At 51.6% G+C, this 26,173-nt stretch carries 21 protein-coding genes; 9 read left to right on the forward strand and 12 right to left on the reverse strand.

The window, feature by feature from the left end; translation table 11 throughout:
• Positions 1 to 765: hypothetical protein (locus tag EKK48_16760; protein RTL40103.1), on the reverse strand; the 765-nt coding region annotated here is incomplete at its 3' end.
• A 380-nt stretch (positions 766 to 1,145) separates the two neighbouring features.
• On the opposite strand from EKK48_16760, the gene EKK48_16765 reads away from it, so the two are divergent.
• A complete protein-coding gene (locus EKK48_16765; GenBank protein RTL40104.1) occupies positions 1,146 to 2,012 on the forward strand; it encodes a pantoate--beta-alanine ligase in 867 nt (288 codons plus the stop codon).
• A gap of 162 nt (positions 2,013 to 2,174) precedes the next feature.
• Here the strand turns inward: EKK48_16765 and ilvC are convergent, their stop codons facing one another.
• Positions 2,175 to 3,170 (reverse strand): ketol-acid reductoisomerase, encoded by a 996-nt coding sequence (ilvC, locus tag EKK48_16770; GenBank protein ID RTL40105.1) that lies wholly within the window; start codon positions 3,168 to 3,170, stop codon positions 2,175 to 2,177.
• Positions 3,171 to 3,498: 328 nt separating this feature from the next.
• Between ilvC and EKK48_16775 the strand changes: the two genes are divergently transcribed.
• From EKK48_16775 to EKK48_16785, 3 genes are all read left to right on the forward strand, one after another.
• Positions 3,499 to 4,689 (forward strand): hypothetical protein, encoded by a 1,191-nt coding sequence (locus EKK48_16775; protein RTL40106.1) that lies wholly within the window; start codon positions 3,499 to 3,501, stop codon positions 4,687 to 4,689.
• Positions 4,690 to 5,161: 472 nt separating this feature from the next.
• Positions 5,162 to 6,193, forward strand: a complete 1,032-nt coding sequence (locus EKK48_16780; GenBank protein RTL40107.1) for a hypothetical protein — start codon at positions 5,162 to 5,164, stop codon at positions 6,191 to 6,193.
• Between the two features lie 131 nt (positions 6,194 to 6,324).
• Positions 6,325 to 7,392: a hypothetical protein gene (locus tag EKK48_16785; protein ID RTL40108.1), complete on the forward strand. Its 1,068-nt coding sequence runs from the start codon at positions 6,325 to 6,327 to the stop codon at positions 7,390 to 7,392.
• Between the two features lie 140 nt (positions 7,393 to 7,532).
• Here the strand turns inward: EKK48_16785 and EKK48_16790 are convergent, their stop codons facing one another.
• The 4 genes from EKK48_16790 to EKK48_16805 all read right to left on the reverse strand — a co-directional run bounded on the left by EKK48_16790 (position 7,533) and on the right by EKK48_16805 (position 13,060).
• Positions 7,533 to 9,458, reverse strand: coding sequence for a hypothetical protein (locus EKK48_16790; protein ID RTL40109.1), 1,926 nt, complete (start codon positions 9,456 to 9,458; stop codon positions 7,533 to 7,535).
• A gap of 57 nt (positions 9,459 to 9,515) precedes the next feature.
• Entirely contained in the window at positions 9,516 to 10,154 is a 639-nt protein-coding gene (locus EKK48_16795; protein RTL40110.1) for a hypothetical protein, read from the reverse strand.
• A 137-nt stretch (positions 10,155 to 10,291) separates the two neighbouring features.
• Positions 10,292 to 10,996: a hypothetical protein gene (locus EKK48_16800; GenBank protein ID RTL40111.1), complete on the reverse strand. Its 705-nt coding sequence runs from the start codon at positions 10,994 to 10,996 to the stop codon at positions 10,292 to 10,294.
• Between the two features lie 255 nt (positions 10,997 to 11,251).
• On the reverse strand, positions 11,252 to 13,060 hold the full coding sequence (locus EKK48_16805) for a PAS domain S-box protein (protein ID RTL40112.1): 1,809 nt from the start codon (positions 13,058 to 13,060) through the stop codon (positions 11,252 to 11,254).
• 76 nt (positions 13,061 to 13,136) lie between these two features.
• On the opposite strand from EKK48_16805, the gene EKK48_16810 reads away from it, so the two are divergent.
• The gene (locus tag EKK48_16810) at positions 13,137 to 13,817 is read left to right on the forward strand and encodes a response regulator transcription factor (GenBank protein RTL40113.1); all 681 of its coding nucleotides are present in this window, start codon (positions 13,137 to 13,139) and stop codon (positions 13,815 to 13,817) included.
• A 26-nt stretch (positions 13,818 to 13,843) separates the two neighbouring features.
• Here the strand turns inward: EKK48_16810 and EKK48_16815 are convergent, their stop codons facing one another.
• The 5 genes from EKK48_16815 to EKK48_16835 form a co-directional block, all read right to left on the reverse strand.
• A complete protein-coding gene (locus tag EKK48_16815; GenBank protein ID RTL40114.1) occupies positions 13,844 to 14,293 on the reverse strand; it encodes a GatB/YqeY domain-containing protein in 450 nt (149 codons plus the stop codon).
• A gap of 65 nt (positions 14,294 to 14,358) precedes the next feature.
• Positions 14,359 to 15,576 carry an amidohydrolase gene (locus tag EKK48_16820; protein ID RTL40115.1) on the reverse strand — a complete coding sequence of 406 codons (1,218 nt, stop codon included), beginning with the start codon at positions 15,574 to 15,576 and terminating at the stop codon, positions 14,359 to 14,361.
• A gap of 11 nt (positions 15,577 to 15,587) precedes the next feature.
• On the reverse strand, positions 15,588 to 16,067 hold the full coding sequence (locus tag EKK48_16825; protein RTL40116.1) for a molybdenum cofactor carrier: 480 nt from the start codon (positions 16,065 to 16,067) through the stop codon (positions 15,588 to 15,590).
• A 266-nt stretch (positions 16,068 to 16,333) separates the two neighbouring features.
• On the reverse strand, positions 16,334 to 16,690 hold the full coding sequence (locus EKK48_16830) for a hypothetical protein (GenBank protein ID RTL40117.1): 357 nt from the start codon (positions 16,688 to 16,690) through the stop codon (positions 16,334 to 16,336).
• 94 nt (positions 16,691 to 16,784) lie between these two features.
• On the reverse strand, positions 16,785 to 17,081 hold the full coding sequence (locus EKK48_16835) for a hypothetical protein (GenBank protein ID RTL40118.1): 297 nt from the start codon (positions 17,079 to 17,081) through the stop codon (positions 16,785 to 16,787).
• Positions 17,082 to 18,008: 927 nt separating this feature from the next.
• On the opposite strand from EKK48_16835, the gene EKK48_16840 reads away from it, so the two are divergent.
• Positions 18,009 to 18,728, forward strand: a complete 720-nt coding sequence (locus EKK48_16840; protein ID RTL40119.1) for a hypothetical protein — start codon at positions 18,009 to 18,011, stop codon at positions 18,726 to 18,728.
• Between the two features lie 233 nt (positions 18,729 to 18,961).
• Positions 18,962 to 22,054, forward strand: coding sequence for a HEAT repeat domain-containing protein (locus EKK48_16845; protein RTL40120.1), 3,093 nt, complete (start codon positions 18,962 to 18,964; stop codon positions 22,052 to 22,054).
• 94 nt (positions 22,055 to 22,148) lie between these two features.
• On the opposite strand, the gene mutL is transcribed toward EKK48_16845, so the two are convergent.
• Entirely contained in the window at positions 22,149 to 24,155 is a 2,007-nt protein-coding gene (mutL, locus tag EKK48_16850) for a DNA mismatch repair endonuclease MutL (GenBank protein ID RTL40121.1), read from the reverse strand.
• A 23-nt stretch (positions 24,156 to 24,178) separates the two neighbouring features.
• Between mutL and EKK48_16855 the strand changes: the two genes are divergently transcribed.
• Both EKK48_16855 and EKK48_16860 read left to right on the forward strand, forming a co-directional pair.
• A complete protein-coding gene (locus EKK48_16855; protein ID RTL40122.1) occupies positions 24,179 to 25,399 on the forward strand; it encodes a hypothetical protein in 1,221 nt (406 codons plus the stop codon).
• Positions 25,374 to 26,132: a response regulator transcription factor gene (locus EKK48_16860; protein RTL40123.1), complete on the forward strand. Its 759-nt coding sequence runs from the start codon at positions 25,374 to 25,376 to the stop codon at positions 26,130 to 26,132. The genes EKK48_16855 and EKK48_16860 overlap by 26 nt, the downstream gene beginning before the upstream one ends.
• Positions 26,133 to 26,173: the final 41 nt, after the last annotated feature.

Genomic DNA, 26,173 nt, shown 5'->3' on the forward strand with positions numbered 1-26,173 from the left:
AGGCTGTGTCTGTGGTTGTTGCATCTGGGATGCATCCATAGGCTGTGTCTGTGGTTGTTGCATCTGGGATGCATCCATAGGCTGTGTCTGCGGCTGCTGCATCTGGGACGCATCCATAGGTTGGGTCTGCGGTTGCTGCATCTGGGATGCATCCATAGATTGCTGAGTCTGTGCGCCTGGTCCTTGTGGCAACACTTCGGACATGGTGGTGAGAAAATTCTGGTTGTTGAGCAAATCTGGATTCTGGGTCGAGGCTTGCATCAATCCAAGAATTCCCTCAGCGGGATTTGATTGAGCCACTGACAGCGCCTGGTTGGCGATGGCATTTGCATCGGTCGCTCCAGCCGCACTCATCGGCGTCTGCACAGCGGTGGTATCGCTCATAGTGCCGTAGGCGGGAGAATCGCTCGGCGGCGAGAATTGACTTGAATCTCCTCCGTTGTTTGTCGTTGCTGCGGGTTGATTTTCTACAATCTGCAATTGTTGCAAGAACGCCTGGCTCTGTACCGACTGCGGATTTTGCTGGGCTGCATCGAGCAAAGTCATGATGCCGCCGTATTGGTCACCCTGTTGGAGTTTCGCAAGCCCTTGCGATGCCAGATCTGAGCCGCCTCCAGGAATACTGGAGTCAGCCGCTCGCCCTGGAGCACCGGGATAGGAGGCTGCGAAAAGATTGTCGTTAACGTTTGGATTTTGGACTCCAGCTTGACCCATTGTGGGGTCGCCGGTCTGCGAGATCTCAGTGCTGGAGTAAGGGCTTGGCATTTGATTATTCCTCAAGGCGCAAAGAATCGGACGCACAGGATCTTGCAACGCTCTGGCGACGTCGTTTGTTTGTAGACTTCACTATCCGAGCGGGAGAGCGCTTCGGAGTTCGTCGGTATGGATTGGGCGGTCGAGGAAGATGTTAGTCCCGTGGTCTCACGTAAACAATACGGGAATTACGTAGTCTAACCTTAAATTGGCGACCAGCTCGCTCACTGCAGAGTCTTCTGCTCTGGACTCGTGAAACTGAGTGGGCCTGGTCATGTACTACCAGCATGGGTCTCAAACGCAAATTATCTTCAACTCAATGCCCTGATTGTCATTTCAGTTCAGGAAGGGGATAAAATCACAGCGTCAGCAACATACATAGGAAGAAGGTCATGGGCAATCCTGCCTTGAAGGTCCTGGTAGTCCGTACAGTTCATGAATACCGTTCGTGGCGAGATAAAGTCGGGGCGGCGACGGTCGGCTTTGTTCCAACGATGGGCGCTCTCCATGAAGGGCATATGGCGTTGGTGGAGGCGGCCAGGAAAACCTGCGACCATGTTGTTGTGTCGATTTTCGTCAATCCATTGCAGTTTGGTCCCAATGAAGATTACGGCAAATACCCGCGCGTATTTGAACAGGACCTGAAGCTCTGCGAGAAGTTTGGTGTCTCAGCCGTGTTTCATCCCAGCGTGGATGTGATGTATCCAAACGGTCAGATCGGAATCACGACCGTTCAGCCACCAGCTCAATTGATTGCGGGTCTTTGTGGCGCTTTTCGCCCGGGGCATTTTGTCGGAGTGGCTACGGTGGTCAATAATTTGTTGAACATCGTTCGTCCTGACTGTGCTTTTTTTGGTGAGAAGGACTATCAGCAATTGCAAGTCATCAAACATATGGTCGCCGATTTGAATATGCAAGTGCAGATTGTCGGTGTTCCGATTGTCCGCGAAAATGATGGACTGGCCTTGAGTTCGCGAAATGTGTATCTTTCGCAAGAGCAGCGCGAACTGGCTCCTCAAATTTATAGCGCTTTGACTGCTACCAAAAATTTGATTCGAAATGGCTCGACCGTTGAAGATGCTGTATCGCATGGCAAAGCAATTTTAACTGCCCTGAACGGCGTCGCGGTGCAGTATTTTGAGTGTTGTGATCCGCAGACGCTGCAACCGGTCACTGATCCGGCGGCACCATGCATAGTGCTTGTAGCCGCCAAATATGGTGACGTAAGATTGATCGACAACCTCGTCATTAACCCCTGACGGGCTAGATTTCGATTCGAGGGCGATTGCGCATCGTCGTCGGTGGTGTCGAGGTGGCAGTAATTATCGGCACAGCGACGACTGCTTTGACGAGCTTGCGTCAAGAAGAATTGTCGACGTCGACTGCGCTCTGTGACGTGCGTCGTCGTCGACAACGAGTGTTCAAAAGATCAGATTCGTTTTCAATTCACGCCCGATTCGGGCTAATCTGGAGTTGCTTTCTGTCTGCATAAGGTCTCTGATTGTTGGAGCGCCGACAGCGGCTTCGTGCAAGAATGAGCTGGCGAAATTGCCGCTTTCAATGCGTTTCAGCGCGTTTTCGAGATTTGATTCGGTACGACTATCAATTAACTCAGGTCCGGTAATTGCAGAGCCGTATTGTGCAGTGGTAGAAATTGCGCGACGCATCCCGTCAATGCCCTGGTCGAAGAGCAAATCGGCGATTAGCTTTACTTCTTTCAGGCACGATATGTAGGCTAGTTCCGGCTGATAACCAGCCTGTACAAGTGTGTTGAAGCTGGCTTTGATCAGCGCCGGTAAACCGCCGCAGAGCACTGCTTGTTCGCAAAAAAGGTCGGTTACCGTTTCTTCTGCGAAAGTTGTTTTGATGGCTCCGGCGCGAGTACATCCGATCGCTCGGGCAAATGCCAGACAGCGCGGCCAAGCCTGTCCGGACGCATCCTGGTGAACTGCGACAAGTGCGGGCAAACCCTTACCGGCTTCGAAGAGCGACCTCAACTGTCGCCCTGGTCCAGTAGGAGCCACGAGCAGTACATCAACATTTTCCGGCAAGTCTATAGTCTTGTGGTGCACAGAAAAGCCGTGCGCGAAAACGAAGACTTTATCAGCACTCAGGTGAGGTTTGATACTTCTGTTATATACGGCTGGAACATGCTCGTCTGGTAACAACAAGACGAGAACGTCACACTCTGCTGTTGCCGACTCGATATCGATTGGGTCAAATCCGTCTGCGCTCGCCCTGGAAAATGCATCGCCGTTTTTCCTTGCGCCTACCCGAACGTTTAACCCGCTATCTCGTAGATTGAGCGCCTGTGCGCGTCCCTGGTTTCCGTAACCAATGACGGCAAAGGACATTTTTTTCAACGTGTCAAGCTCAATATCTGTGTCGTAATAAATTTTGGCCATTAAATGCTCCATTTGGATATGGTTTGAGAAGGCTGGCGTCAAGTTTTTTGATATAGATTTCGAATTATATGTCTAATGCAACAATTATGTTGAACCCTGTTTAGTTCTGTGGATCTGCATGACAGCTTCGTTTCACGCGATCGAAATAAAAACATTAAAGCATTTGGAATTACCTTCATTACAAATCAGGTTAAACCTGATCGATTGGTATTGTGTTCGGATCGCATCATGTCTATTCTGATGGGGTGTTGTTCAGGTGTGGGTAACCGAAGGATATCTAGGAACTTTTGCCTGATGTGGTGCTGCCATATGCGGTGCCTTTTAATTCCGGGGGACTAACATGGTGGTTTCGGCCCAGTCTCAATCTACGACTTATTCTGCATTTCAGTCTATCGCTCAACTAAATTTTCAAACTGGACAATTGTGCATCATCGGTGATGGCGCTATCAGTCTTGCCGCTGGATGTATATTGTCCGGTGGAACGCAGGAGCTGCGAATTTGGGCTCCTAAACAAAAATCGGGACAGAACAAGCAGTTGCCAACTGAGTTCGAGGTCAGAGCCCGAGGCGCTCATTCAGTCGGAATACGCCAGAAGACATCGTTTTCGGTAACCAGTGATGATTGCAAGACCGCCATGGGAAGTGCGGAGGCTATCGTGATTGCCTCTCCTGCCACTGAATATGGTGTATTGGCGAAGACGCTGGCACCCTTCTTGAAGATTGGACAGACGATATACCTCGTCAATGCCCCCGTTGCAGGCGGGCTGGAATTTTCCAATCGAATCAAAGCAATAAATGAAGACTTGCAATTGAACGTCATTGAGCTCGGTGGGTTGTTCGATCAGGCAAGAATCGTAGACAACGTCCTGCTTATTACGGGTCAACGCGACAAAATCAGTATGTGTGGAAATTCCCGCAATGAGACCCGTCGTGGACTGGAAATCGCTAACAATCTTTCTCGCGAATTGGTTCCATGTTCGAATGTTTTCGAGCGCGGGTTTAGCGAAGTTGAGCGGTTGATCAGACCGGCTTTGTTGCTGTTTGCCGTGCTAGGTGCCCGCGGCAGAGAGCTGGACTGTATTTCTAACAGCATTAATCCGGCTCTTACTTCTGTGGTGGCGTCCATGGAGACTGAGCTGCAGACGCTGGCGAGAGCCTTTAAATGCATCGTTCACAATTTCTTCGATACGCTTAATGACTTCAGTGGCGCAGAAGACGCTGATTGCCTCGACCAGGCGCTCATCAGTGTCGCTCGCAGTTTGCTTGTGCAGAGTTTGTCTCCGCAAACAAGCAGTGACTCAATCCCTGTGGACGTTGCCATTGACATCCTCAAGCGGGATGTATGCGAGACGCTCGTGCTGATCTCCGAACTTGGGCGCTTGTCAAGAACTCCTGTGCCTGTGATAAATAGCGTCATTCAGCTAGCTTCGACAGTTTCAAAAACCGATTTGGAAAAGCAGGGTCGCTCCTTGAGCGACCTCGGGTTGCTTGGTTTCGACTTCCATGAAATCGGTGAACTGATTAACGCCTGATCACGTTTTTGCCTGAAACTACGGCTGGTTCACAGTTTTGCGTGGGTGTCGATTGCGCTAGCTAGCGGTACTTTCTTTCTTACACGTCCTGATGGCTGATGATACCTTGTTTTTGGCATGTCAAGCGGCGCTATTTTGGGTCTGGACACCGTAAGTGGTGCCAAATCCGGTTGTCATGATAATTGCATATTTAACCACCTTGTCATTAGTCTTAAGTGTTTTCTTTAGTTCGCTTATCCAGGCTTTTTTACTTTTCTCTTTTAGTTCGCCCTGACTGCTAACAGCAATTTTCCGTAAGTCCTCACAGATTCTTGTGGTGACACGTAGCTTAGTACGTTTTTCCGACTATCGATCGTGCTGTCACGGTCGCAAACACCCAGTGACTGCATGTGGTGGGACTTCCTGAGAGGGACGACCACATGTTGGACGCAGGCTACCCCGAAAGCAACTGCCCATGTTCAAGTTTCCGCACTTGGATGTTACGGCGCAGCTTGGCATTACGCCCATCTGCCTGGTTTCCGACTCGGAAATCTGGACCCACCTCGTAACTCCAACAGTGAAAGGTCTGCTTGGCCCCATCGTTTCGCAGGCCGCGCCAGAGGTTCTTGAGACTGTTCAAGGTAAATTCTCTGGCGACGAAGTTTCAAATCTCAACGACCACCGACTCTACGGTGGTAAAACCGGGTTCGTGCGTCACCCGTACATCTACAGCATGTACAAGACGCTCAACGGTGCTTTCATCGTCAAGCGCGACGGCGTCAAGTTCGAGGCGTTCTGCTGGTACGGCGATATCGACCGCTCCCCTGAGCTCATACTCAAGGCGGCGTTGCGCGATCGTCGGTACGATGGAACTCCACGTGCCAATGACACTGCTCTCGTCGACTTCCCATACGACGACCCGAAGCACAATGCTCCTCTGCACTCTGAGCTGAAGTCTGTCGAGTTGTCCATCTACGGTTTCATGCCGGGGTCTCGCATCGTCGACGCCACGGGTGAGCCGGAGTTCGACCGCTTCTTCGCCAGCCCCTTCAGCTTCGCGGACAGACCAGAGCTTTTTCTGAAGTACTTCAACCGAGCTTGGAACACGAAACGGGCACCCGGCCAACACGCTGCACCCATCAGGGATGTGGCGAGTCATGCCCTGCCCGGCTTCGAGCGCATCGCCCGAGCCCATGGATACGACGTGATCGAGATGGCGGCCAGCCACTACCACGTCGCGAAATGGGCGCAATCTGGTGGCTACGTGTTCTCGAGCTCGGAACAGGCGCGTGAGTTTGCGTCAATGACCGAGGGGCTGGCAGCCATTCGCGCTGCTGGTCATCCGCTCACGCGTTCACAGCAATCGTGGGCCTGCGTCGCCCAGAACCTGCCCGCTGAGCACATCCCCGCTGCGCTCAACATGCATGGACCACTCTGGATGCAGGACAACCTCGGTCAGAAGTGTCTCTGGGTGCATAAGCCCCTGAGCGAAGCTGCTCATCGACTGCTGTCTGCCCGCATTTAATACGACGTTCGGTCTAAGCGCAACGAAACAATGCGCGTCGGCATTGCCGATACCGATTCGGGTTCAGCCGGTTGACACCAATAGCGGTGCTAACCGGCTGTGCCTATCCGCCGAATTTGAGGACAACCCTTATGAGGAAATTCACCTTTCAACGGCTCGACGTGCTCGAGTCTCTCGGCATCACGCCGCTTACTTTAGTCACAGATGAGCAAATCTGGACTGAACTTTTCACCCCGATGACGAGGGCTCTGCTCGGCGACATTCTGGACTTCACCCGAGGTATCAGAGAGACCGTCGAAGGAGACTTTCCGGGTGACCAGGTCTCGAACTTGAACAACCACCTGCTGTATGGCGGGCAGAGCGGATTCGTCCGCTTTCCCTACCACTCGACGGTGTATCGAACCACCAACGGTGCCTTCGTCGTCAAACGCGATGGTGTCAAGGTCAAGGCCTTCGGCTGGTTTGGCGATTACAAGAACGGCAACGCCGAGCTGATCTTCATGTGCGCCTTGCGTGATCGTCGCTTCGACGGCACGAAACGCGCCAACGACACGGCTCTGCTCGATTTCGAGTTCGACGACCCCACGTACAACAGCCGCCTTGCCATCGATGGAAAGCCCATCGACGCCTCGGCTTGCGAACTCTCCGCTTACTGCTTCATGCCTGGTTCTCGCATCGTCGATGCGACTGGCGACGCCGAATTTGACCAGTTCGTCGAGAAGCCGTTCACCTTCCTGGATCGACCGGAGCTGTTCTTGAAACTGTTCTGGCGCGCCTGGAACACCAAGCGCTCGCCCGGGCAGAATGCGGTGCCGATTCCGGACGTCAGCAAGCTTCTGCTGCCGGCATTTGCTCGCATCGCCAGGAAGCTCGGTTATGACTTCATTCAGAACGCGCCCAGTCACTACCACGTGGCGTTGTGGACGCGGAAGTACGGCTATGACTATGTCGACCCTGCACAGGCGAAGGTCATGGCTGAACTGGCTGCCGGCATCAAGCGCCTCAAAGCAAATGGTGTCAAGCTGACTCGTTCGCAGGAGTCGTGGGTATGTGTCTTGCAAAGTCTTCGCGAGGACCTCATTCCCGAGGAACTCAAAATGCATGGTCCGAAGTGGCCGCAAGACAACATCACTCAGGAAAACCTGTGGATGTACCAGCCTCTGCACGATGGTGCGAAGCAGCTGTTTCCGAAGAAGTAATTCGGCTCAAGCACTTCCATGAGCTGGAGTGAAGGCAAGGTGACGGGCTCTGCCCCGATCCTTGTTTTCATTCATTTTGTTACTAGAGCATATAGCAGGCATTGCATGTGGTGGCTTGGTCGGGAGTGAATTTTGTCGCCTCAAGCAAAGAATTGCGACGTGTATCTTTCCTGATTAAGCGCCGTCATTGTTTGTCCGATGTATTTGCCCGGAATGTCCAGGTGCCGCACATTGGTCGATGCGAACACGATAGAGCGTTGCGCCATGGCTGCACCGTGTCTTCCCACTTGATCGCCACCGCTGTAGTCGGCTACATAGTTGTTTGTCGGCAACCCTCTGGACCTCAGCAGTGACGCGACGAAATTAGCCTGTGCGCGGCTGTTTGATGCAGTTGAGCTGTTGGAGAAGTTATAGAATTGTTTTCGTCCTGCGCTCAGATCGGCTATGTTGTTTTGCAACCATTGATCGAAGCCATGCCTGTCATATAGCGAGTCGAGAAGAGTAATGCTGCGTACTTTGTTGGACAAAGCAGGGTTTCGGTAGATTTCTTTTTCGGTTGGTGAATACCCTGCCGAGTGGGCAATTATGTCTACTCTATCGATGTTTGAAAGGGATGCGCCCTGTAGAGCAGGAGTCTTTTGCAGCGTTTCCTGGACCATAGCGGCAAATTTGTTTTGTTGCCCGAGAGTGCCGGAATTGCCGCTCCTAGACCCCGGATTGGTCTGCCATTCCGGTAACATGAGCACTGTATTTGGTTCCGCGTGTGACATCATCTCTCGGATTTGGTTTTTACTCAAGGCACTGGTGACTGTGCTGCCAAATCCATGGTTGTAAACCGCAAGATGAATCGGTTTCGACGGATCGAAATCGCTTCTGACGTACACCAGCGCATCCGCGCCTGCATGATTGCCGACTCTGTTATCCAGTCGCAGTTCTTTGAAGGTGCCATCGGTGACGGTCTGAGAGCCGCGGTCTGGTCGTCCGATACGACTATCGAATCTTTCGGTGCCGGGTCGATCGAGTGGACCCAGGCTCTGGTCATAAGACCTCGGCTGTTGATAGCGTTGATCCTGGCTCTGGTCATAAGACCTCGGCTGTTGATAGCGTTGATCCTGGCTCTGGTCATAAGACCTCGGCTGTTGATAGCGTTGATCCTGGCTCTGGTCATAAGGTCCTGGCTGTCGATAGCGTGGATCCTGGTAACGAATGGACTCCTGAGTGGGACCACTGTAAGCAACGTCCTGAGTTGCACCTCTGTAAGGAGCCAAATCCTTGTTCTGTCCACGGTAAGGACTTATTTCCTGGTTCGGTCCATATGAAGCTTGATCGGATGCTTGTCCCTGGTTCCAATTTCCGGAATCTCTATAAATCGGCGGTGGAACATAAGGCACCGCATCCGGTCGATAAGTGGGGTCTGGGTATTGCCTTGGCGCAGGTGACGTGAAGTTGTCGCCCGACGGGCTAATGCCATTTTGATTTAATTGCGGCGCTCTTCTAGGCGGATAAGGGTCTCCGAATTGGAGCTGATCGCCTCCTGGTGCAGTTGCGCGCTGCTGAGTACGAAGATGCGCGGCCTCTGTCGTGTGTCTCTCCTGCCCGGAGCCGACCCGATGTTGGGGTGTCGGGGGGTAATGGACCGGCGGTACTTCCAGGCTGTGGCTTTGCGAGTCGGGGTGCTTACCACGCCCGGACACCTGGTGTTCGTTCTTTCGCTCGCTGTGCTCCTTTTGTTCCTTATGCTCTTTCGAATCTTTATGTTCTCTATGGTCCTTTTCGTCCTTGTGGCCTTTTTGACCCTTTTTGTGCTCAAGATGCACCTGATTATGGTCATCGACGCGCAGATGAAGGTTCGGTAGATAACCGTCTTTATGCAGTTTTTGCTCGACTTTGTGCACATCATGACCGAATTTGTCGTGATGAACGACGCCCTGATGCGAGTCTAGCTTCTGAAGCTTATGCAGTTCGTCGTGAATGACAGAGCGAGTTCGTTCGCCATGATGGAGGCGAGCCTCGATCTCGTGAGCGATGCGCGTGGCATTATCGTCGTGTCGTCGGTCTGCAGTCAATGTAGTAATCCTTGTGACATCATCTTATGGAGACAAAGTTACCAGTATGTTACGGGGCTACGCGCTCGGGCGCAGGTTGCCCAGCGGCGTTTCGGTATCCAGTACGTCGAAGTCATGAAACTTTCTCTTTTCGTGGGGTTTGTCAGTCCTTATGGCTGTTTCTTTGCGGATGCTGCCGTCCGTGTGTTGCGTAAAGAAGCCCTTACCTGTATCGACTGTGTAGCTGCCATCAGCATTGTGTTTGGCGATGATCCGCCCTGATGGGTCTTCGACGTTACCGTTCAGCTTGCCTACATTTGGTGGCAGTATGTGCACGGCCATGTTGTTTTTGAAGGTGATTCGCATGCAGTTGCCGATATCAACTGGTTTTCCGCCGTCAGTTGTAGAGATAATGACGCCGTTTCCGTAGTCGACAGTCGTCGTTTGGGCGCCATCTTTTTCGACTGAATGTTTTCGGACAACTCCCGCATCCTGCAGATCACGATTGCTGGCAACTTTTCCGGTGCGTTCTTGGCTCGATGAATCGGCGATTTCCACTGCCGGCAAAATGCCACGCTTCAAGAGCAGGCTATCGCACAAGTCGGGCTGCGTTTGCGGAAAACCTTTGATGTCGGCAAACAGATCAAGAAATTTGTGGTGGCTTGAATGGTGCGCATCTGCTGATTTCATTTCTTCGACGTGATGATGTTTGCTCATTTTTCAATAACTCCACGTTAATGCTGCCCTCTTGAGAGGGGCTCTAGTTGTGCTGTATGCCATGATTTGGTGTGGGTATTTATCTGCCCGATGCTTAGACTTTAGAGAGATGCTGTATCAAAGTTGTTTACGCGGTCTCAGTTGATGCGAACATCTTGGCCCTGTGGGGTGAATGCCCAGGCGACGCCGTTTGATGCATGAAATTCGAGCACGCCCTGATTTACTTTGAAATCACCTTCCCAGACCGTCTTGCTGTCTCTATTGATCCAGGACACTTTTCCGTCTTTCATCTGTCGCTCCCAGTGTCCGAGTCTTCCATCGATCTGGTCGAGTTGCCCCGCACTGTCGTAGTGGAACTTTCTGGCATGACCGTCACCAGCAGGTGCTTCAGTTAGTCGACCATCTTTGTCGAATGAGAATTTGCCTGATGCATCTTTGTAGCTATAGGAGCCGTCATTATTGACTTTTAGATCAGTTACTTCTCTGGAGCCTTTGACTCCCTCTGTGGTGACAGTCCATTTGTCACCGAATTTCATGAAAAAATGACCGTGGTCATCTGAGACCGTGAAGACATCACCTTTCTCATCGAGCTGGCGGCGCATGTGTCCGTGGTTGACGTATACGGCCTTGCTGACTCGTTCGTCCTTCGGTTGTTCATTTAACTGCGCCAGCAGATGGTCGGTGCTGGGAAGTCCACAAATATCCCTGGCGTTTACCGTGTTGGCGCGGAAGACGTCCAGTGATTCTCGGCATGACATGTAATTTTGTAGTAAGTCGGGAGTGCGTGTTGATTGCATTTTGCCATCGTTAATTTCTATCCGACTGCTATTCATTTCACCCATGGATAAATCCTCCGAACGCCGCTTGTGTCTTGATGAAGCGAACCTTACACCTGTTCTGTATACAAGTTGTTTATGTCTCTGTCGGCTCTTGACTGGAAAATATGGAACGGGCTGAAAGCGAGACTAGGTGCCCTCTAGCGCTGCTGTCAGCCGTCCATTTCTGGCGAAACCAATTAAATTTGTGGGTTGGCAAGTCTCGTCAGTCGAGTGCATAACCGATGCAGCAAATCTAACCGGCTTTTGTATCAAAGTTGTTTATGCACTTTCTCGTGGAATCGTGAACCAGAAGGTGCTGCCGCCGCCGTCTGTGGGTCTGACACCGATGGCGCCACCATGCTGCTCGATGATGGCTCGGCAAATCGGCAGGCCCAGTCCCGTGCCTTTCACTTTTGTCTTTTGACCGCTGGCAGGTACCTGTTCGTATTTCTCAAAAACCTTTTTTTCGTATCCTTCAGGAATGCCTGCACCATGGTCGATGACCTGAACCTCTGTGAATTCAGGACTCTGTGCCACCTTGATTTCGACTGCGGTGCCTTTCGGTGAGAACTTGATTGCGTTTGACAGGAGATTTACTAATACCTGGATTAGTCTGTCCGAGTCTGCAAGAACCTTGACGGCTGATATCTCTGTGGCTTTCAAAGTAACTTCGTGATCTTCAGCAAAGCCACGCACCGCCTCGATTGAATTCTCTACCACATCGGTAATTTTTACGTCCGCGTAGGTTATGCTCAGCTTGCCTGCTTCTAGCTTTTCCATATCGAGCAGATCGTTGATTAACATGATCAATCGAGAAGCGCTTGATTCTGCGCTCCGGACTCTTTTTTCGCCGCTTTCATTCAATTTGCCGTACAGTCCGTGTGAAATGAGAGTCAACGTTGCTTGCAGAGATGTTAGCGGCGTGCGCAGCTCGTGGCTTATCACGGCGAGGAACTCTTGTTTCAACTGCTCCAGTCTCTTTCTGTCTGAAATGTCGTGTGCAACACAGAAGAGAGTTTGTTCAGATTGATTCCAGCGTATTGACCAGAGCATGTGAGCTCGCTGTTCAGCGGGACCGACGACTAGATTTTCGATAATGATTGGTCCGGACGCCTCTTTGATTTGTGCAATCGTGTCGCGGAATTTTTGAACGTCTTCGCGGGCGATGATGTCTGCATAATGGCGTCCGATCAGGTCATCGGCTGCATACCCCCAGACTGTTAATGAAGCTGGATTGACGGCTCTAAATCTTCCATCTGAGCCGATCGAGCAAATTACATCAACGGCATTGTCCAGAATAGCGCGTTCTTTTCGCATCGCTTCGGCGAGATTGTCAGCCATGGCATGAAAAGCTTGATCCAATTTGCCCATTTCATCGTCGCCTTCCAGCGTGGCGAGCAGAGGTTGGTTCGAAGCAAGCAAAATTGTGTTTTGCATTAACTTTGTCATTCTGCTTGTTGTATTGCGCATAAAGAAGACCAGTAGTGCTCCTACGACGACAGCAGCAATCGCACCGGAGAGCAGAAACCACCTGATTCGGTTGATGCTTTGGGCTTGTTCTGCTTCAGTAACGGCATTTTTTGATGTTTCGCCGGCAACAAAATCGTGATGTTTATTTGTAAAATCGATGCCCGCCTTGTTGAACTCCTTATAGATAGCCGTTCCTTCGATAGCGCTGATATTTTCGTCGGCCTTCAATCGCCGTGCAAAATCTTTTAAAAGCGTTATCCCTTTTTCTGCTGAGTTTTGAACCAGTTCAAGAGAGGCCAGTTCATCGCGATCGTCTTTCAGCAGTTCTTTCAAGTCACGGAAATTTTCCTCACTATGTTCTAGATGTTGCTCAAATCGGCGCCTTGAGCCTTCGCTCTTTGTGTATTTAAAGAAAAGCAGTTGCGAACCGGCGTCGTAATAGTCTTTCAGCAGGGCATCCGCTTTTGAGATGATTGTTTTGGAGCGGTCGACTTCATGCGTTTTCTGTTCAGCTTGTATGAGCAGAATTGTCAATGAGCTCAAATAGAAAAGCATCAGCGCTATCGGCACGCCAACCAGGATCAGCCCCTGGTGCCAAAGCTTTAAATTGATCCGCATGACATGCTCCGCATTCCCGTCTTCATATGGTACTTGCTAATATGGCAGTCGATGGATCTGAAGAGACGCTTGTCTAATGGCAAAAATACTGATCGTTGAAGACGATAAACAACTCTCCGAGTTGATTGTTGACTGGTTGACCGGTGAAAAGTACACCCCTGAGCCGGTTTACGATGGCGACGAAGGATTGGAGCGTCTGAAATTTTACAAATATGATGCGATAGTTCTTGACTGGGAATTGCCTGGTATTTCTGGTCCGGAAATTTGCAATCAGTTTCGCAAAGGCGGCGGGCAAACGCCAATTCTCATGCTTACCGGTAAAAAGGAGATTGAGGATAAAACCACCGGTCTTGATGCGGGCGCTGATGATTATCTGACCAAGCCGTTTCATATGCAGGAATTGTCCGCGCGCTTGCGCGCATTGTTAAGGCGCGGCTCTGTTGATGTGAGTCGTACCGTTCTTACAGCTGGTCATGTTTCGCTTGATCCAGTGAGCAGGAAAGTTACCTCGCAAGGCAACGAAATCACTCTGCAACCACGCGAATATGCGCTGCTTGAATTTTTACTCAGACACCCAAATCAGCCGTTCAGTGCCGAGGCTATTATGGACCGAGTCTGGTCCTCCGAGTCCGATGCATCGCCGGATACTGTGCGTTTGCAAATCATGAGATTGCGGCACAAAATCGACATCGAAGGTAAGGAGTCGATGGTGCGCACAATCCACCGCGTCGGTTATATGTTGGTGCCGGGGTCTTGATTGAGAACCAGACAGGTGCTCTTCCTTCAGCCCTTGTTCAGTTCTTCGGTGACCAATCGGCGCACCAGGTTTCCATCTGCTACGCCTTTCATCTGAGGCATGATCAATTTCATAATTCCGCCTGGATTCCGCTCTTGTGGCTGCGCTTCAGCGATTACCTTGCGCACTGCTTCCAGCACATCTGCTTCGGATTTCTGGGCGGGAAGATAGGTCATCAAAATATCCCGCTCTTTGACTTCCTTTTCCATCAGCTCTGTGCGCCCGGCTTTGGTGTATTCGGCGATGGAATCATTTCGCTGTTTGACTTGCTTTTGAATGACAGCCAGCTCTTCTTCGTCGGTCAGTTCTTCTTTGCCGACTTCGGTACGCTTGTATGTGAAAGCTGACAGAGTGGCTCTTATGGTGTCCACTCGCACCTGGTCTCGTGCTTTCATTGCTTCTTTCAACTCTGCCGAAAGCTGCTCTTTGAATTTCATCTCTGTTCCTTTTTTCCTTTTCTCTTTCAGTTCTTTGTCTTTGGATCAGTCCATTGTATACCCTGCTAATCCGTCTCCAGATACGTCAGCGCTGCGCTTGTCAGGAGAGCAGCGCCGATGGGCAGGCAGTCTTCATCTATATCAAAATTTGGAGTATGTATCTTCCTTCTGTCGCCGGCGATTTCAGCACCCAGAAAGAAATAGCAGGAAGGTATCGCTGCTGAGAAAAAGCCGAAGTCATCGGCGCCCATTTGCAACTGTGCAGGCTTGACATTATTCTCACCGATCAACTTGGCAGCGCAGTCTTTCACCAGGTTCGTGATGGCCGGGTCGTTGATCACGGGCGGATTATCTTGAACGTAATTCAATGAATAACTGCCACCGAGTATAGTGGCAATCTCGCAGGCTTGACTCAGTTCGTATTTCAATTTCTCGTGTAAAGATGCGTCGAAATACCGGGCTGTACCGGTCAAAGTAACTTCTTCGGCGATAATGTTGTGGCGATAAGTTGTGCTTTTAATACCGCCCAGTGACATCACCGCAGGGTCGAGAGCAGACTTTTTTCGCGAAATAATGGTTTGAATTGCCTGGACAACTTGAGCTGATAAGACTATGGCGTCTATGCCATCTTGCGGGTAGGCACCGTGACTTTGACTGCCGCGAACGCGAATATCGAATGAATCGCACGCTGCTAGAAACTGACCCTCTTTTATCGATATTTCACCCATGGGAACATCTGGAAAAACGTGCAGAGCAAGCATTGCCTGGGCTCCTGCAAGTGCGTTTTCAGCGATCATCATCGCCGCACCTGACTTGCCCTCGTCATTGACCATCTCTTCTGCGGGTTGGAAAAGAAACCTGACCCGACCATTCTTGAAGGCACCCGACTGAAACGCCGATGCCACAAGGGAGGCAGCGCCGAGAGCGCAAGCCACATGAGCATCGTGACCGCAGGCATGCATCACTCCTTGATTTTGGGAGCCATACTCCAGTCCCGGCGTCTCTTCGATTGGAAGAGCATCTAAATCGGCTCGAATGATGATTGTCTTGTCGTTGCCGCTATCGCTGCCGATGTCCGCGATCAGTCCTGTACCGGCAATTCCTCGCGTAACTTTGAAGCTCAGTTTTGCTAAAGTGTCGCCGACAAGGGTGCTGGTCTGCTTTTCGCAAAAGCTCAGCTCGGGGTTGGAATGTATGGCACGTCGCCATCCGACTATGGTTGATTTGGCTAAACGGGCTTGCTGCAACAGATCTTGTTGGAAGGCGGCTTCAGTTGTTTTCAAAGTCTAATCCGTCAGGCGGTGGCAAGGGAATCGATAGGGATGCGCAAAAGTTCAGAGATGAACAGTTTTGCTTTATTGTAAATCCCTTCGCAGTGACTTTCTCGTGGACCCTCAACATTAAGAACACGAATGTTGTTATCGATAATCCAATCTACGATTTCATCGAAATTGGTATTGGGTTCGTTCAGGTCAACGAGCAAAAAGGGTTTATGGTAGTAATCACAGCAACTTTTTGTCTGATACGCACCGCCGATAATGGTTCCCCAGGCGATTACGAGGGTGCCGTCTGAATCTCTGGCGTTCCACTCGGTACGCTGGTCGTACTCGGCTACGAAGGTCTCGGTTAACGGATAAATTGCCGGAATAACGCCATCTTCGGCTTTTCGTGTTTTGGGACACCAGCCGCCGATATTCACGCCTGCCTCGATGGCTGCGTCAAGGGCCGCTCTTTCCACGCCTGTTTGTCCGCCTGCAATTAGTCGAGTGATCACGTCACTGCCTCACAAATTTCGGATTCTGACAGTTTACAAGTAATCCGTCTGGAGTAATGACCCTGTTGCTCGCTGTTTTGTTTCATGCAGTTGGATGTCGGTGGAACTGTAGAGCTGTAAGCCGGTTACTACTAGAGTATATAATATAAATTCTCAAAAATTTGAAAAGAGTGGAACTGGTACTGGAAGTGGTGTCTTCAGTGCCTTCTGAAAAGAGATGGAGATGCGGGGAGTTTTCCTCGCATCTCGCTTTTGGTGAGCCGAGATCATCGCTTGCCTTCGAGATCCTCGTAGCGAATGATGGCGACGACGAAGGCAAAGAATACGATCGCGCTGATGATGATGCCGCCGATCAAAGATGCCAGCATCGTCCAACCGAAGTACGCCGCGGCAATGCAGCTCAGAATCGCCCAGCCGCTTGTCGTATTGACGATGGTGCGGTTGTGGCGGTTGAAGAGACCGTAAATCAGTGCGGCAGCGGCGACCACTCCGAACATGTTCGCCAGAATGATTGGCATCAACCCATTCTTGCTGAGACAAGCGACGAGAATCGCGTCTGTCTGCAGAAAGCCAAGAAGGCAAGCGATGATGGTGACGATGCCGAAGAAGTTTTTCTGTGCCATTGAACCATCCCTGGTTAGGCGCTGAGTCTGGAGTACGGTCAACACACGAGCCGGGCGACTGACAAAATCTGTCGCCCGGCTGCGTGGGCCAGGATCAGAGCCCGTCGATGTGACGGCCGCGCTGATTCTCGGGGCTGTCCGGGTCGGACGAGCTGCGGCGATCGTCGGCTTCGCGGGGCTTGTTCCGCTCCTCGATCCAGCCTTGCAGGTCGTAGAAGACGAAGCTGAGGAAGAACCACAGCACGAATCCGACCAGCACAGATTGACCAGCGACAGCGACGACGTCACCGCCCTTGAAGGCAGTCGACAACACGCTGAAGCCGAAGTAGAAACACATGATCCAGAAGGTGAAGAGACCTCCGTAGACCACAGATTGACCAAAGCGTCCCATGATGTACCTCACAACATCGCTGCGCGATGTGTTTACACTGCCGGCGTTCCCATCTAGGCGAGCAGGATACTGACCGAATGCATCACTGTTCTGCCAAACCTGGCGGAACAATGGGCGGAAGTAGTGATGCGTTCAGTTTTTTGGTGTTCTTAAAGCTTTAGTGGACGAAGGAAAGATGTCTGCATCGTAAGCGTGCCGGCACCCAAGTGCAAGAGGGCACGGGCGCAGCTCTTGTAAACGTTGTTAACTGTTGACGGGGCGTACGCCAGGCACGTGAGGCGGAAACACCTCTAGCGCACTGTTGCGGGGCAGGTGTTCATGACGGGTCGCTTTACAATCCGCCGTGCCTGAGGCGCTACAGATCTAGCGCGGCTACGTCATTGCTGAGGTCGGGTGCGACATGAGGTTAGCGGTTCGGGGGCGCGTCGGAACTGTCAGTCAGCAGTGAAGCAGGGGATGGCTTTGTGGTCGGTTTAATTACCGGCCAGTCCTGGGCGTTGGCTCGATACCGACCGCCTGGGGATTGCTTACTGACCGGTCGCCCTGCGGGTGGGCTCATTCACCGCACAGCCCGGGGGGGCGCCACGGTTTTCCATGTTCAGAGAGTGCTCGGCATCAGATCCATACCAGATACTACTCGTGGTGGCGATATGCAATAGATATACCTGCCTGGTGACTCCGAATTTAGTGGCATCAATTTTTTTGCTTTTCAAGATCTAGGGAAATGGCCATGCACCACCTGTGGTTAATACCTCCTGAAAGTGTCATTAGTAGCTGCTTCAGGTGCAGTGTCTTATTTTATCGGTATATGGCTGGTACTATATGAGCCATCAACAAGATGGTATCGCCGGTGAAGATTTTTACTCATGGCGAATATATTGTGTTATCCTTCGGGATGTGTTGGAGGCGTCACTAGAAGGAGCATTTATGAGAAGAGCACCTCTTAACGCTATCGTCGCGGGTGTTCTGTCAATCGGACTTTTGTTGCCCGCCGTAGCTCAGACTTATAACGGCCAAAAGTTGGAAGGTCATGTGACCTACGTTCCGATTGGTACAACGCTTGATGCGTGTTTGACCAGTCCAATTGATAGTTCTATTGCGAAGCCAGGCGATTTATTCAACGCCAGGTTGAATGCCCCTCTGTATTTAGGCAGCGATTTAGTGTTGCCGCCGAATACGGCTTTGGAAGGCTCAGTTACCTCTGCTGATAAAAGTGGTCTGGCAGGAAGTAACGGTAAATTGACGATGCGGTTGACTGCTGCTATGACACCAGACGGCATTCGTTATCCTCTCTCTGCCCTGATCACGGCAAGTCAGCCCAGTGCTGATGTTGTGCATGAAGATAAGCAAGGCAATTTGAAAGGAAGAACGACTGGTTCAACAGTTAAGTCCGGAGTTCTGCGAACAGCTGTTTGGACGGGTGCAGGCACACTTCTTGGTGTTTGCTTCGCTCCAATCGTAGGTGGCGCAGTTGGTGCCGGTGCGATTGCTGGTGTCGCTACTGGTGGCGCCGTCGGTCTCGGCAGCAACCTCTGGCGAAAAGGTAAGGATGTAAAAATCCCAAGTGGAACTCGCATTCAGTTTGCTCTAGATCAACCGATGGCAGTGTCGGCAGGTTTAGCAGCTACTCCGCAAACGTTGCACTAACTGAGCGGGGAAGTTCGGAATCTCTCGGAGGCTCGGCACTGGTTGCCGGGCCCTTTCGTCATGACATCGAGGCGCCCGAATGGACACTCGTGGCGCCATGGGCGTAGGGGGCTGGATTAAATGTGCCTGGGTCCGTGGTATATCCACCATGGTGGTACTTCCCAGGGCGTCGGAATTTCGCTATGTTGTCATGACATGGCTTAGACCCGATTTTTAAAACCAGGCGGCATCTCTTGAGTTTCGACAAGTCTAATTTTCTGCTCAAGGGTGAAAGCGCATCGGGCTCCCAGTCTGCCCAGAACAGGCTGCAGGATGAGGCTACAGAACACACGATCGCTGGTTCGTTGATAGGCGCGGTTCGCGATGTCATCCCAGGCTTGCACGGAACCGCTCAGAGTAATGACCAGATCGCTCATATCGCGGCAGATACTGTTGCTTCGTTGCCGATGGTCAAGACAGTCACGGGTGGCGCTATCCGAGCCGTAATGCTCATAGACCCGACAAAGAGTGCTGAGTCCAATGCCGCTTACTTTAGCTTGAACTTTGTCGAAGGCGCCGCTCTCAACAAAGTGTCAAAGATGGCGATGCCTGACAGCGGCTTTTCACAGCTCCTGTCCTCAAAGCTGGGAACCGGCTTGACCTCGGAAGCCGCCACGCACTTGACGGTTGGTTTGGGTTTCGGTGCGATCAGGACCGGCTTTAATCCCGATTCCTGGAAGGACGGACAGGGTAATTTCAGCCTGGCAACAGGAGCTGAGAATCTGGTTAAGGGAAGCGCAACGGGCGCTCTGGTCAACTTACCGGCAGGCATGATTGGTTTCAGAGTCGCACGTGCATCCAGTTTGGCTCTCGAAAACAGTGCACTCTCACCGAGAATGGCGTCAGTCTTGAGCGGTGTCGGGTCTGGCTATGCAGCCGGCGGAGTCTTCGGCGGCGTTGATGCAGTGCTGGCTGGAAAGAGTTTCACCGATGTACTGAAAGGGGTTAATGAGGGCGGAATTATTGGTGCCGCGACCGGCGGTTTCATGGGTTCGTTCGACCCTGCACGTCTGGTCAATTCGACTGCTCCAAAGAACTTTGGCGGTACAGAAACTGTCAAAACCACTCCGTTCGAAGGACCGCTCGTGAGCCGGGAGTCGGCTGTCAATGCGAGCGCTGCAGCGGGACCCACTGAACTGGTGCGGCCCGTAACGGCCAAGCCCGAAGCGGTCAAGCCCGAAGCGGTCAAGCCTGAGGCGGTCAAGCCTGAGGCGGCCGCCGTCAATGGTGACCAACACCTGCAAGCGATCAAGTCAAAGAGTGATGCTGTTGAGCCGCGCGACGCCAATCCAAGAGACAAAATTGCTTATCCCGCCAACGACGAACATTTTGTTTTGGGCGAAGGTCAATACGAAGCGCTCACTATTAAACCGTTTGAGATTCCGCGTGTTGAGGATGTTCAACACCGATTGACTTCGTTTCAGGTCAAACCGGAGACTTATCGAACTTTTGACCCCGAGTCGAAAGGTCCCTGGAAAGATTCTACCGATTTTGCGAATTCAAGCTTGAAGACAGCACAGCAGGATTTTCGCATCTACAAAGTCGACGGCGGTAAGACTGAAATCGCTGTTCCAGAAAGCTATGCCAGGCAGCTTGATGAAGTGCGCGCTCTCCGCATCAAGGCTGAGAAGCCGTCGGTTCTGGATGACCTGCCGCCGGGTCACCATTTGTCCGTGCAGCAGATGGTGAAGGACAACAACACTGGCTTGTTCCGTTCATACTTCAATGCTGAAGAAACCCAGCAAGTTCTGCCTGTCATCTGGGCTCGTATCAAATTAGGCGAACATCCGCTCGGAAATCGTGCTTTGCCTGAAGATTTTGTTTCGTTGATGGACGAGTTGCCAACCACCAATAACATCAAGCGCCTCACGATTTGGGACTCCAGAAGTCCTTACGACAACTGGTTTGCGCAAGAACACAGCACGCCTAATTTCAAGGCTGCGGCTACCGCTACTGAGTCGGAAGGAAAAATGGATTTCTTCCAGACAGAGCGTGCTGACCGTGTTCACAGTCCATTCAGGGGAGTTGTGCGCGGTTCGATTTTCCACGAGCATGGTCACCTTGTGCCGCCGCGGGACAACCTGTATGACACTGCCTCACTGTTGGAAAAGGAAGGATTTTACCCGACGGCATATTCGAAGATGAATAACAGCGAACGCTGGGCCGAAGATCGCTCGAAAGCCTTTCTTCATCCTGATGTAGACAAGTTTCTGGAATTTGCTCAGGAAGCGCCTGTTCGTTCGGCTGTGATCGCGCATGAACTGCGGCAACAATTGGAGGCTGTGCCGCCAGAGCAGCAGAGCGTCTACGCGCAGCAAATGTGGGATCGTGTCAAATTCACTGAGCAACAGGTTCTGCCCTACGCTCGACAGGAGATGGTGGCGCAATTAGGTGCCAAAGACGTCGAAGTTCAGAGTGGTGCGATTCGGCTTCTGGAGCGCTTTGGAACCAAGAGCGATTCAGAAGCACTGATGCAGGCAGCAGCAACAGCCAAAGACCAAAATGTTCGCAGACGTGCTTTTGATGTGGCGATTCAGTTGCACAGTCGTGACCCGGTTGAGCAGTTTGAATACGTTTGGAAGCAAGGCGTTGAAAATCCCAAGGTAAGCGATCTGGCTGAAACGAGGTTGCGCTATTACGGACTGGTCGATGAGCGAGCCTCGTCCTATGCCAGGTTGTTGCACCATGTACGCAAGAATGATCTGGCGGGTCTGGCTATTCAGGTTACGCGAATGCAAACAAACGAAGGAGCGAATCTTGCCTATGATTTCGCCATGAACATGGGCCGGCACGTGCAGGGTTATCAGCGTGCCGTAGCTTTGAGCGCGCTTGAGGAAGTTCCTTCGCTGCGCTTGCGAGCTCTCAATACTCTTGCCAATCAACAGCCTGAATACATCGCTCCTGTAGTCAGGAAGTTCATCAATGATTCTGATCCCGAAGTAGCACAGTCTGCACGCGATGTTCTCAAAGGCGTTGAGTTGCGTTCCAACATTCAGGAAGTCAACGATGTTCTTGATCATGGAGGTGCGGTGAAACCGAATGTCGTGGAAGCCCTTGGTAATAGCGGTGATTCGAAAGCGATTCCAAGCTTGCTTCAAATCATGACTAGAGGACCCGAAAGCACTCGGGCTCTGGCTGTAGATGAACTAGCGAAGTTTGATCCGAACATCATCAGGTTTTACGCTCGCCTTGCCAGAAAGGATTTGACCATTGACCAGGCTAGGCGTCTGGATCTGATCACGAATTACAATTTCAAGCAACGCACCCAGTCGCATGCGTCGGAGTGATGACTTTGAAGAAGGGGTGAATCTCAGATTCGGATGTTCAGAAAATCGGCATGTTTCCGAGTCGAAGTGAATGATTCTCAAAACCGGCTGAAAATCAGGCGGGATGGAACATCTGGAAGAGTTTTTCCATGGAGAATTTCAGTCTGACGGGCCTGCCGTGTGGGCAGGTATCGTTGCGCGGAGTGGCGTCCCATTCGCAAAGCAACTGCACAAGATCGCGCTCGGACATAGGCATTCCATTCTTTATGGCTGATTGGCAAGCAATTGATTTGGTTGCTTCTAATTCCAGATCTGCACCATCGGCGATGGCAAGCTGCTGAGCAAGTTCTTGCACAACGCAGGCGTAGTCTTTGTGAGCCAGTTCCAGCGGAACTTGAGTGCACGTGACATGGTCCTCTGAACATTCGAAATCGAAGCCGAGTTTTCGAAGTATTTCGATGTTATTGCGCAGCGTGTTGCTTTGTTCCATTGACAGTTGCAGGGGCGTGGAAACAAGCAGTCTTTGAGCGCATTCGGTTGTGCGCCCGGCCACGGTTTGCTGTGCCAACAAACGCTCGTAGAGGGTTCTCTCATGTGCGATGTGCTGCTCTACTATTTCCATTCCTTCAGGAGTTTCGAGAATGATATAGGTGTTGTGAATATAAGCGGCAATGCGCCATCCATGCGGCAGAGAGTAGGTGTATTGAGTCGGCAGCTGACCCGATTCCGGACTGAGCTTCGCACCAGACGCTAAGCCATATTCAGAAGCGGATTCAGGGCTCTCATCATCCGTCCCTGGCCCGTGGTAGGCGCGCCCGTCCACAGGTGACGATGTTTCACCATCAACTGGTGTGTACAATCTGGTTGCATACTGCAATCGGTCCTTGAATCCTAATTGCCGAGTCGCTCTTGCGCCGATGCTTTCAGCGACCGTGCGTGCATCGCTTACTTCATGCATTATTGCGGATACGCTGTTTGCATGCTCATTTTGCGCAGTCTGAAGGCTGGCAGCCTGGTCTTCTGCTTGCTGCTCGTCGCCACTAAATGCAGTGCTCTGTAAATCTCTGGCCAGGCTTACTTGATAGTGAAACTCTTCTCTTTCACGCGCCACTTCCGCTTCGCGTGCTTCGCTCTTAGCCTGGCGCAAAGCTAACATGAGAGCACGCTGGATGGCGATATAGACTTCGTTGCCGTTGCTGTATTTGATTTCTTTCTTTGTCGGGTGGATGTTCACATCTAAGTTGGTGGGATTGACATCGACCACTACCACCGCAAATGGATGCCTGCCGCGCGGAATCAAGTCAGAGTAAGCATAATCGAGAGCTTTATAGGTAAGAGGGCAACGCACCGGTCTGTTGTTTACGATTGACAGAATGCCTTTTCTATCGCCACGGAAATGCAACGGTTTGGCTACGTAGCCGCGGATAGAAAGCCCCAGGTCGCGGTCACCAGCTTTCACTTCGCAAAGCTGCTCGCGTCCTGAAAACAGACCAGCCTCTTTTACAGCCAGTGACAGGTCGCCACTGCCGGTGGTTCTAAAGCTGGACTGTCCTTGATGGATAAGATTGATGGCAACCTGTGGATAAGCGATGGCCAGGCTTTGAACGATCTCGTGTATGTGTCCAAACTCGGTGCTGGCGCGTTTGAGAAAGCTGAGACGGGCCGGAACGTTGTAAAAAAGATCCTGCACTTCCATAACTGTGCCTGGTGCGCAGCCGGTTTGTGAAGTGGTGACTTTGCCGTCTGCTGCCTCGATCTTGCTGCCTTCGGCAGAATCGTGAGTGCGAGTCAGGCATGTGACACGAGCAACTGAGGCGATGCTAGGCAGCGCTTCGCCGCGAAATCCAAGTGAATTCAAGTTCCACAGGTCTTCGACGGTCTTCAACTTCGATGTAGCATGACGATGGAAAGCCAGAACCGCGTCTTCAATTTCCATGCCGCAACCGTTGTCTGCGATCCTTATGTCGCGGCAATCGGCGCTGATGCTAATCTCAATCTGTGTCGCGCCCGAATCGAGGGCGTTTTCCAGGAGTTCCTTAACCACTGATGAAGGCCTTTCGACAACTTCTCCAGCAGCTATTTGACTCGCTATATGGTCAGCTAGTACTAAAACTTTGGGCATAATTCCGCCTCGCCAGTTTCAACATGCTAGCACCGGCCCAGCCAGTTTTCCCTGTGACATTAGTAATGGTCGGTGCCGGCGCGATATACTCGAAGCAATTTATGAAGCCGGCATCTATAGAAAATGCATCCTTTCGGATATTGATTGTCGTAGCGATCGTGCTTGCAATCGGCTGCATTTTGCTGGGTTTTCAAATACACGCAGTAGATAATTATCTATTTATGCGGCTCGTTTCCCTGGTTTTCGAGCCCAGGCTCGACAGTCGCGCTGCCCCAAAATTGCTTGATATCCTCTTCGCGAGCTTTGAATGCGGTGCTGCCGTGGTAATTGGCAGCAAGCTCGCCTCAGTGCCAAGAACTTTCGCATTGCTGCAACTTTTCCTCATCTCTATGATGGCGCAGTGGTTATTGTTTTCGGCTTTCTCGATTGCCGGGCATCCTCTTTCATCGGCTGTCACGGTTATGCTTGGCGGACTACTTGGATTTGGTTTTAAGCGACTGAGTTGGAAAGATGAGCGGCTGACGAATCAATACTATGAGTTGAACTTGCGTAATCGTGAACTGCAGGAAGCCCGTCTGCTGCTGGTCAAGCAAGACGAAATCGAGCGTAGAGTTCTGGCGGCAGATTTGCACGATCAGGTATTGAATGATCTGAAGACATTGAAGCAGCTATTAGAGCGCCTCGAGCGGTCGGGTGGTGCGCTTGAAGGCGCGGAACTTGCGGAGACCTGCGGCGACGCGCATGAACTGTTGGAGCGCACCATGAGCGATGTGCGCGAGGTCATGGATAGCCTCTGTCCTTCAACGCTCGAACACCTCGGGTTGCCTGCCGCCATAGAGGACTGTTGTCGTAGAGGCGCTGACAAAGCAGGTTTTAAAATTCGCTTCAAAAATGAAGTTGACGAGACTATTTTGGAAAAACTCTCCGTTGTCGAAAAGTCCCTGCTGTACAGGCTTGTGCAGGAATCAATCACCAACATCTGCAAGCATGCCGAAGCGACTAAAGTGCGAGTCACTGTTTCGATGGAAAACAGCAGGTTACGCATCTCCATCGCCGATGATGGCAAAGGCATTAACGGTGCGGCTTTGCGTGATGATTCGCGGGGCATTAAGTATATGCGATTGAGAGCAGAATTAATCGGTGCGACGGTTGTCTGGCAAGCCGGCGAGGAAAGTAAAGGAACACTGGTCGAGATTCGCAAGGAAGTTGTCGAGCAAGATGGTGACGCGCATCCTCATCGTTGAAGACGTGGCAGCGCTAAGACAGCATGCTGGCGCTGTCGCCAGGGCACTGGCGCCGCAGGCAATTGAAATTGTCGAAGCTGTAAATGGTGTTGAGGGCTTGAACTTAGCACGCAGCATTGAACCTGATTTGATCATCATGGATATTTCCATGCCTGGATTGAATGGCATCAAGGCCGCAAAAGAGATCTGGGCTGAGTTTCCGAGCCGCAAAATTCTATTCTGGTCACAGTTTCATCGCGAGGCATATGTGCGCGAATTGGGCAAAATCGTCCCCGATGAGGCAATACACGGTTATGCCTTGAAAAGCGAGACCGATGAAAAGCTTAGCTACGCCATCTCTTCGGTCCTTTTGCATGATAATCCCTACATAGACCCGGTGGTACGCAACGTCCAGGCGCGCGTTATGTCGCGTCAAGATTCACTGACTGATGTTGAATACGAGACCCTCTTAGACATTGCTGTTGGCTTAACTGATAAGGCAATTGCGGCGCGGCGTCATATCAGTGTTCGAGGCGTGCAAAACCGCCTGTCGATGTTGCTGGAAAAGCTAGTCAAAGGCGAAGATGCGCATCTGCGTGAGAGCGCGGCAATGGAAGTTTTCAATCCCCGCACGCGTATTGTCTTTGAAGCGCTCAAGCGTGGTCTGCTCGACCCTGACGAGATTGCCAGGCTGGAAGGCGAACTTGCCGAGTGGCTGGAAGAAGAATACAACTACGAACCTGCTCCACGATAATAGTCTTTTCAAATCTTCGTTTCTTAATGCAGCTGCCGGTG

The sequence above is a fragment of the Candidatus Melainabacteria bacterium genome (assembly GCA_003963305.1).
In the GTDB taxonomy this organism is placed as follows: Bacteria; Cyanobacteriota; Vampirovibrionia; order Obscuribacterales; family Obscuribacteraceae; genus PALSA-1081.